General features: G+C 68.2%; 8 protein-coding genes. 6 read left to right on the plus strand and 2 right to left on the minus strand.

Going from position 1 to position 6,754, the window contains the following annotated elements; translation table 11 throughout:
* Positions 1–87 precede the first annotated feature (87 nt).
* The 3 genes from AB4Y86_RS08705 to AB4Y86_RS08715 all read left to right on the plus strand — a co-directional run bounded on the left by AB4Y86_RS08705 (position 88) and on the right by AB4Y86_RS08715 (position 1,987).
* Positions 88–882: a hydroxypyruvate isomerase family protein gene (locus tag AB4Y86_RS08705; protein WP_441401852.1), complete on the plus strand. Its 795-nt coding sequence runs from the start codon at positions 88–90 to the stop codon at positions 880–882.
* Positions 883–994: 112 nt separating this feature from the next.
* Positions 995–1,474, plus strand: a complete 480-nt coding sequence (gene bcp, locus AB4Y86_RS08710) for a thioredoxin-dependent thiol peroxidase (protein ID WP_441401853.1) — start codon at positions 995–997, stop codon at positions 1,472–1,474.
* Positions 1,475–1,552: 78 nt separating this feature from the next.
* Positions 1,553–1,987: a DUF6855 family protein gene (locus AB4Y86_RS08715; RefSeq protein WP_441401854.1), complete on the plus strand. Its 435-nt coding sequence runs from the start codon at positions 1,553–1,555 to the stop codon at positions 1,985–1,987.
* Positions 1,988–2,045: 58 nt separating this feature from the next.
* Here AB4Y86_RS08715 and AB4Y86_RS08720 read toward each other — a convergent pair whose 3' ends face one another.
* On the minus strand, positions 2,046–2,894 hold the full coding sequence (locus AB4Y86_RS08720) for a class I SAM-dependent methyltransferase (protein ID WP_441401855.1): 849 nt from the start codon (positions 2,892–2,894) through the stop codon (positions 2,046–2,048).
* 181 nt (positions 2,895–3,075) lie between these two features.
* Here AB4Y86_RS08720 and AB4Y86_RS08725 point away from each other — a divergent pair, with 181 nt between their 5' ends.
* From AB4Y86_RS08725 to purM, 3 genes are all read left to right on the plus strand, one after another.
* Positions 3,076–3,402 carry a hypothetical protein gene (locus AB4Y86_RS08725; RefSeq protein WP_441401856.1) on the plus strand — a complete coding sequence of 109 codons (327 nt, stop codon included), beginning with the start codon at positions 3,076–3,078 and terminating at the stop codon, positions 3,400–3,402.
* A gap of 62 nt (positions 3,403–3,464) precedes the next feature.
* Positions 3,465–5,180 carry an amidophosphoribosyltransferase gene (purF, locus tag AB4Y86_RS08730; protein WP_441401857.1) on the plus strand — a complete coding sequence of 572 codons (1,716 nt, stop codon included), beginning with the start codon at positions 3,465–3,467 and terminating at the stop codon, positions 5,178–5,180.
* Positions 5,177–6,337 (plus strand): phosphoribosylformylglycinamidine cyclo-ligase, encoded by a 1,161-nt coding sequence (purM, locus tag AB4Y86_RS08735; protein ID WP_441401858.1) that lies wholly within the window; start codon positions 5,177–5,179, stop codon positions 6,335–6,337. Before purF ends, purM begins: the two co-directional genes overlap by 4 nt.
* Positions 6,338–6,470: 133 nt before the next feature.
* Here the strand turns inward: purM and AB4Y86_RS08740 are convergent.
* On the minus strand, positions 6,471–6,754 hold a 284-nt coding region (locus AB4Y86_RS08740), incomplete at its 5' end, for a VOC family protein (protein WP_441401859.1).

Consider the following 6,754-nt stretch of genomic DNA (forward strand, 5'->3'; position numbering starts at 1 on the left):
AGTTATGCCTAGGCTGTGAAAAAGCTGTCAGCCCCATCAACATCCAGATCAACCGCCCGCGTGGCGCATTCCGCAAGGACTAAAACCATGAGCTACACCGTGAACTGCTCCATCCTGCTGACCGAGCTCCCGATCTTGGAGCGGCCGGCCGCGGTCAAGGCGGCGGGGTTCGACGCCGTCGAGTTCTGGTGGCCCTTTGACCGTGCTGTCCCGTCCGACGCCGAGGCCACGGCCTTCCAGCGGGCCATCACCGACGCCGGGGTGCAGCTCACCGGGCTGAACTTCGCGGCCGGGGACATGCCCGGCGGGGACCGCGGCCTGGTCTCCTGGCCCGGGCGCTCGGCCGAGTTCCGCGACAACATCGACGCAGTGGCGGGCCTGGGCGGCAGCCTCGGCTGTACCTCTTTCAACGCCCTCTTCGGCAACCGGATCGACGGCGAGTCAGCCGCGAAGCAGGACGAGCTGGGCATCCACAACCTGGCCGCGGCGGCCGCCGCCGTCGCACGGATCGGCGGCACCGTGCTGCTGGAATCGGTCAGCGCCGCGCCGCGCTACCCGTTGCGCACGGCGGCCGACGCCCTTGGCCTGATCACCCGCGTGCGGGCCGAGACCGGCGTGGAAAACCTCGCGTTCCTGGCCGATTTCTACCACCTGTCCGTGAACGGGGACGACGTCGGCGCGGTCATCGAGCAGCACGCCGGTGCGTTCGGCCACGTCCAGATTGCGGACTCGCCCGGCCGCGGCGCCCCCGGTACCGGCAACCTCCCGCTCCGGCAGTGGCTGTCCCGCAGCCGTGCGCTGGGCTACGGCGGCCCCATCAGCCTGGAGTGCACCGGCCCTGCCGAGGAAGCATTCGACTGGGCCCGCGGCCACGCATTCTGAGACCCGGCTGGGCGGCTGGTCGCGGCCGTGCGCCGCCGTCGGAATACCGAAACCGCCCGTGGTGTTGTGCACCACAGACCGATTGCCAACCGCCTCCCGCGAAGGACCTCCCATGAGCCAGAACCTCACCGTCAAGCTCCAGCCCGGAACCCCGGCCCCCGACTTCACGCTTTCCGACGCTGCAGGCAAGCCGGTGTCCCTCGCCGATTACCGCGGCAAGAACGTCATCGTGTATTTCTACCCGAAGGCGGCCACCCCTGGCTGCACCACCGAAGCCTGCGACTTCCGCGACAGCCTGGCCTCGCTGCAAGGCTCCGGCTACGAGGTCCTGGGCATCTCGCCGGACGCGCCCGAGGCGCTGGCGCACTTCACCGGCGACTACGCCCTGACCTTCCCGTTGCTGTCCGACCAGGACCACGCGGTGGCCCTGGCCTACGGTGCCTGGGGCGAGAACCTGATCCGCGGCGAGATCACCGAAGGGATCGTCCGTTCCACCGTCGTTCTCGATCCCGAGGGCAACGTGAAGCTGGCGCAGTACAAGGTCAAGGCCGAGGGCCACGTCGCCGCGTTGAAGGACCAACTGGGCCTCTAGCCCTCGCGCCCGCCCGGCAACACTGGGTAGGCTCGGAGCAAGCAGCGCCGAAAGCGGCCTAACCCAAAGGCGGACCAAGTGGCAACTGGCACCAAGCAGGATCCTTGGGCACTCAAGACAGCGCCGGGGACTTCCGAGTACACGATGTACCGGGACGAGCAATCCGATCCACCCGCCCTGGTGTGCCAAGTCGGCTCCACCACGCTGAAGTACCACCTCCGAGCCCTCGAAGACCTTCAGCTGTGGCTGATGGAAAAAGACGACTGGGTGCCCTTGGGCGCTGCGGACGAGAACAAGCAGGCCGCAGAAGGAACCGTCGAGGCATGGGGACGGAGCCCGGAGAATCCCGTGGGCGGGTGGTACGGACTGCGGAACGGGTACCGCGGCCGGTTCGGCATGTACCTGCCGCCGTTGCTGGAGGCTTTGGGCCTGGCGGAGTTGACGCACGAAAAGCGCAATAACTCCGTGCGGGCCATCATTGCCGATGCCTCGGGACCAGCCGTACCGGCCTAGCCGCGCCTGCCTGGCGTAGGCGCACGCGCAACCGACATAAGTCGGTCGCAAAATCGGACTAAGCCCGGGTGCCCGCCACCAGCGTCGCCGTCGACCGCAACCGGAGCGCACCCTCGTGCTCGTAGCGGCCCAGCAATTGGAATACGTCCGAGCGGATCAGCGACCGGGCTTCCTTATCCGCCGTCGCCAGTCCCATGGCCACCGTGGTAGCGATGTCCTCCATGAACTCCCAGTAGTCCTCCGGGGACTCGTGCACCAGGTCCGTGCTGACCGTCCGTTCCGCCACGTCCACCAGACCGGCATCCCTGAACATCCGGGCCATGAAGCCCGGCGCGGAACAGCGGAACAGCCCCGGCGTCCCCGCCGGCGGCTGCCGCAACTCGGTGTGCTGCGCGAGTGTGCCCAGCACGAGGCTGGCCCAGGGATTCGCCGCGGCCTTGCCCCAGACGGCCGCGCTGATCCTCGCCCCGGGCTTTGCCGTACGGACCATTTCCCGCAGTGCGAGCCGCATCTCGGGGAAGAAGTTGAAACCGAAGCGGCACAGCACCGCGTCGAAAGTTGCGTCATCGAAGGGAAGTTCAGAGGCCGGGCAGACGCTGAAGCTGACATTGGGCAGGCTCCTGGCCGCGGCCTTCTCCCTCGCCACATGCAACATCCCGGCCGAGATGTCGGACAGGACCACGTCGCCCTCCGGCACCAGCTCCGCGACTGTGAGACCCGGCTCGCCGGATCCGGCAGCGACATCGAGTACGGACGAGCCCGGCAGCAGCCGGGCATCCTGAATCATGGCGTCGCCGAAAGGGCGGTGCCAGCCGAGCAGTTCCGCATCCCATTTCTTCCAGCCCGCCGCGAACTCGTCCCAGATGATGCGCTGCTGGTCACGGATACTTTCCGCTGTGACTGACATGGTGGGTCCTTATAATCCGGACCGCACCCTCCCCCATCCCTAAGTCTGCCCTGAAGGCCGCGTTCCCGCTAGGCTTCCCGATCTCCGCGGCAGAATCGCACGAACGCACCACGGATCCGCGCCGCGGCCGTCCGGAATCGGTGGGAAAAACAGCGGCCGCCGGGGCAGTACGCTTAACGGCATGGCTTCTGAAGACACCCCCGTTGCGCCCGAACGCCGCGCCGTCACCGTCCGGCGCGCACCGAAGTACGTGCCGTTCCTGATCGCCGGCGCCCTGCTGGGCGGAGTCGTGGCCGCCGTCATCGCCTACGGCCTGCCCGCCGACGAGCGCTACGATGCCAACGCCGTCTTCGGCTTTTTCCTGATCTTCTGCGCCGCGGGCGGCGCCATCCTGGGCGCCGTCGTCGCGCTGGTGCTGGACCGGCTGAGCGTCCGCCGCGCCGAGCGCGCCGTCGTCGAGTCCGTTCCCGACTCAGTTCCGGAGACCGACGGCGAAGACCGCGCCTAGGCTGGCAGGTCACAAACCGGCCGCCGGAAAAGTCCTGGCGCACGACGTGAGATAATCGACCAGTGGCACGCGGCGATGGAAAACTTTCTCATGATCTTCTCCCTGGCGAAAAAGGCCCTCAGGACGCTTGTGGCGTTTTCGGGGTCTGGGCTCCCGGCGAAGAGGTAGCAAAACTCACCTATTACGGGCTGTACGCGCTACAGCACCGCGGTCAGGAGTCGGCTGGCATAGCAACCAGCGACGGCAAGCGGATCAACGTCTACAAGGACATGGGCTTGGTGTCCCAGGTCTTTGACGAGACCACGCTGAACACCCTGACCGGGCACCTGGCCGTCGGGCACTGCCGGTACTCCACCACCGGGGCGAGCCACTGGGCCAACGCCCAGCCCACCCTCGGCGCCACCGCCACGGGCACCGTTGCMCTGGCGCACAACGGCAACCTGACCAACACCGCCGAGCTCAAGGCCATGATCATGGACCGCAACGGCGGCCAGCTGACCGGCGAGATGAAGCAGGGCAACACCTCGGACACCGCCCTGGTCACCGCCCTTCTCGAGGGCGAGGAGGGCAAGTCCCTCGAACAGACCTCCCTGGAACTGCTGCCCAAGATCAAGGGCGGCTTCTGCTTCGTCTACATGGATGAAGGCACCCTCTACGCCGCCCGCGACACCTACGGCATCCGCCCACTGGTCCTGGGCCGGCTGGAACGCGGCTGGGTGGTCGCCTCCGAGCAGTCCGCCCTCGCCACCGTCGGCGCAAGCTTCATCCGCGAGATCGAGCCGGGCGAATTCATCGCCATTGACGAACAGGGCGTCCGGTCCCAGCGCTTCGCCGAGCCGACGCCGGCCGGCTGCGTCTTCGAATACGTCTACCTCGCCCGCCCGGACGCCGCCATCGCCGGCCGCTCCGTGTACGAATCCCGCGTCGAGATGGGTCGCCAGCTGGCCCGCGAAAACACACAGGAAGCGGACATCGTCATCCCGGTGCCGGAGTCGGGCACCCCCGCCGCCGTCGGCTACGCCGAGGAATCCGGCATCCCGTTCGCACACGGCTTCGTCAAGAACGCCTACGTGGGCCGGACCTTCATCCAGCCCTCCCAGACGCTGCGCCAGCTCGGCATCCGGCTCAAGCTCAACGCGCTGGACTCCGTGATCCGCGGCAAGCGCGTAGTGGTGGTCGACGACTCGATCGTCCGCGGCAACACCCAGCGCGCCATCGTGCGGATGCTCCGGGAAGCCGGCGCCGCCTCGGTACACATCAAGATCTCCTCCCCGCCGGTGAAATGGCCGTGCTTCTACGGCATCGACTTCGCGTCCCGTGCGGAGCTGATCGCCAACGGCGCCACGATCGACGAGATCGCCCAGGCCATCGGCGCGGACTCGCTCGCGTACATCTCCGAAGACGGGATGATCGGCGCCACCCGGCAGCCGCGCGAACGCCTCTGCACCGCCTGTTTCACCGGCCAGTACCCAATCGAGCTCCCGGGCGCCGACAAGCTGGGCAAGAACCTGCTGGAACGCCCCGACTCCGTCGGACAGTCTGTCGGACAGCCCGGCGGGCTGCCCGCGGCCGCTTCCGCTACGGCGAACGTCGCATCCGGAACACGGGCGGCCGACGGCGGCGCGGCTGACGGCATCGGTGCGGGCGTTGACCCGGCCGAGAAGGCCGGCGCCACCGGCTGTGATCCCGGGCCCGACGCTGAATTCGAAGAACTGCTCACCGACGCCGACCGCGTCCCCGCCGCCAAGCCTGATGCCGACAAGAAAGAGCCAGTATGACTTCCGCTTCCCCGGCCGCTGACACAAACGACGCCCGGAACACCGGCATCACCTACGCCTCCGCCGGTGTCGACGTCGAAGCGGGAGACCGCGCCGTCGAACTCATGAAGGACGCCGTCAAGGCSACCCATAACTCCTCCGTGATCGGCGGGGTTGGCGGTTTCGCCGGCCTCTACGACGTCTCGAAGCTGTTGACCTACAAGCGGCCGCTGCTGGCCACTTCCACGGACGGCGTCGGCACCAAGGTCGCCATCGCCCAGGCCATGGACATCCATGACACCATCGGCTTCGACCTGGTCGGCATGGTGGTGGACGACATCGTCGTCGTGGGCGCCGAGCCGCTCTACATGACGGACTACATCGCCTGCGGCAAGGTTGTTCCCGAACGCATCGCGGACATCGTCCGCGGCATCGCCGCGGCCTGCTCCGTTGCCGGAACCGCCCTGGTGGGCGGCGAAACTGCCGAGCACCCGGGGCTGCTGGGCGAGCATGAGTACGACGTGGCCGGCGCTGCCACCGGCGTGGTCGAGGCGGAGTCCCTGCTGGGCCCGGACCGCGTCCGCTCCGGCGACGTGGTGATCGGCATGGCGTCCTCCGGCTTGCACTCCAACGGCTACTCCCTGGTCCGCCGCGTCATCAACCACGCCGGCTGGGCCCTGGACCGCGAGGTCTCTGAATTTGAGCGCACCTTGGGCGAGGAGCTCCTGGAGCCCACCCGGGTCTACGCCGCGGACTGCCTGGACCTGGCCCGTGCCTTCCCGGTCAACAGCTCCAAGGGCGTCCACGGCTTCAGCCACGTCACCGGCGGCGGACTGGCCGCCAACCTCGCCCGGGTCCTGCCGCAGGGCCTGCTGGCCACCGTGGACCGTGCCACCTGGGAGCTGCCGGCCATCTTCAAGCTGGTCTCCGAACTGGGCAACGTCCCGCTGGCCGACCTGGAGCGCACCCTCAACGTGGGCGTAGGCATGGTGGCCATCGTTTCCGCCGAGGCGGCCGACGCCGCGGTGAACCACCTGAACGCCCGCGGCCTGCCGTCCTGGATCATGGGCACCGTCGGGGAAGACTCCGACTCGGTCCTGAAGACCGGTCCGGACTACGTCCAGGGCGCCAAGGGCGTCGACGGCGGCGCCGTCCGGATGGTCAACGCCTACCGCTAAACCCCCATCGAGCGCCCCTCACCGCCGGCCCCTCGCCTCGCCTGGCGGGGCCGGCCAGGGAACCCTGCCGGCGAGTGCTCCATAAGTGCCGTTTAGCAGCCTCATAACGGCACTTATGGAGCACTCGATCTGGTTAAACCTCCAGCAGGCTGAAGACGGCGCCGTGCGGGTCCCTGAGCGTGGCAATACTGCCGGCCTCTTCGACGTCTTCCGGTTCGGCCAGCACGACGGCGCCCGCGGCACGCGCGGCCGCCACGGCATCAGCCACGCTGGAGACGCCGAAATACAGCTGCCAGCCGGGCTCGAGGTTGCGCTCCGCCTGCGGCACGGTGGCGATCCCGGCGACCTCGGTGCCGTCCGCCATCAGCGTCGTGTAGGTTCCGCCGTCGTCCTGCGGGTATTCGGTCACCTCGTGGC

It is taken from the genome of Arthrobacter sp. 2YAF22_2, from assembly GCF_052114645.1.
In the GTDB taxonomy this organism is placed as follows: domain Bacteria; phylum Actinomycetota; class Actinomycetes; order Actinomycetales; family Micrococcaceae; genus Arthrobacter.

Excerpts from the sequence above, each read along its gene's own strand:
- AB4Y86_RS08725 (WP_441401856.1), top strand. The coding sequence starts at position 3,076 with ATGGCTTCTGAAGACACCCCCGTTGCGCCCGAACGCCGCGCCGTCACC.
- AB4Y86_RS08720 (WP_441401855.1), bottom strand. The coding sequence starts at position 2,894 with ATGTCAGTCACAGCGGAAAGTATCCGTGACCAGCAGCGCATCATCTGG.
- bcp (WP_441401853.1), top strand. The coding sequence starts at position 995 with ATGAGCCAGAACCTCACCGTCAAGCTCCAGCCCGGAACCCCGGCCCCC.
- AB4Y86_RS08705 (WP_441401852.1), top strand. The coding sequence starts at position 88 with ATGAGCTACACCGTGAACTGCTCCATCCTGCTGACCGAGCTCCCGATC.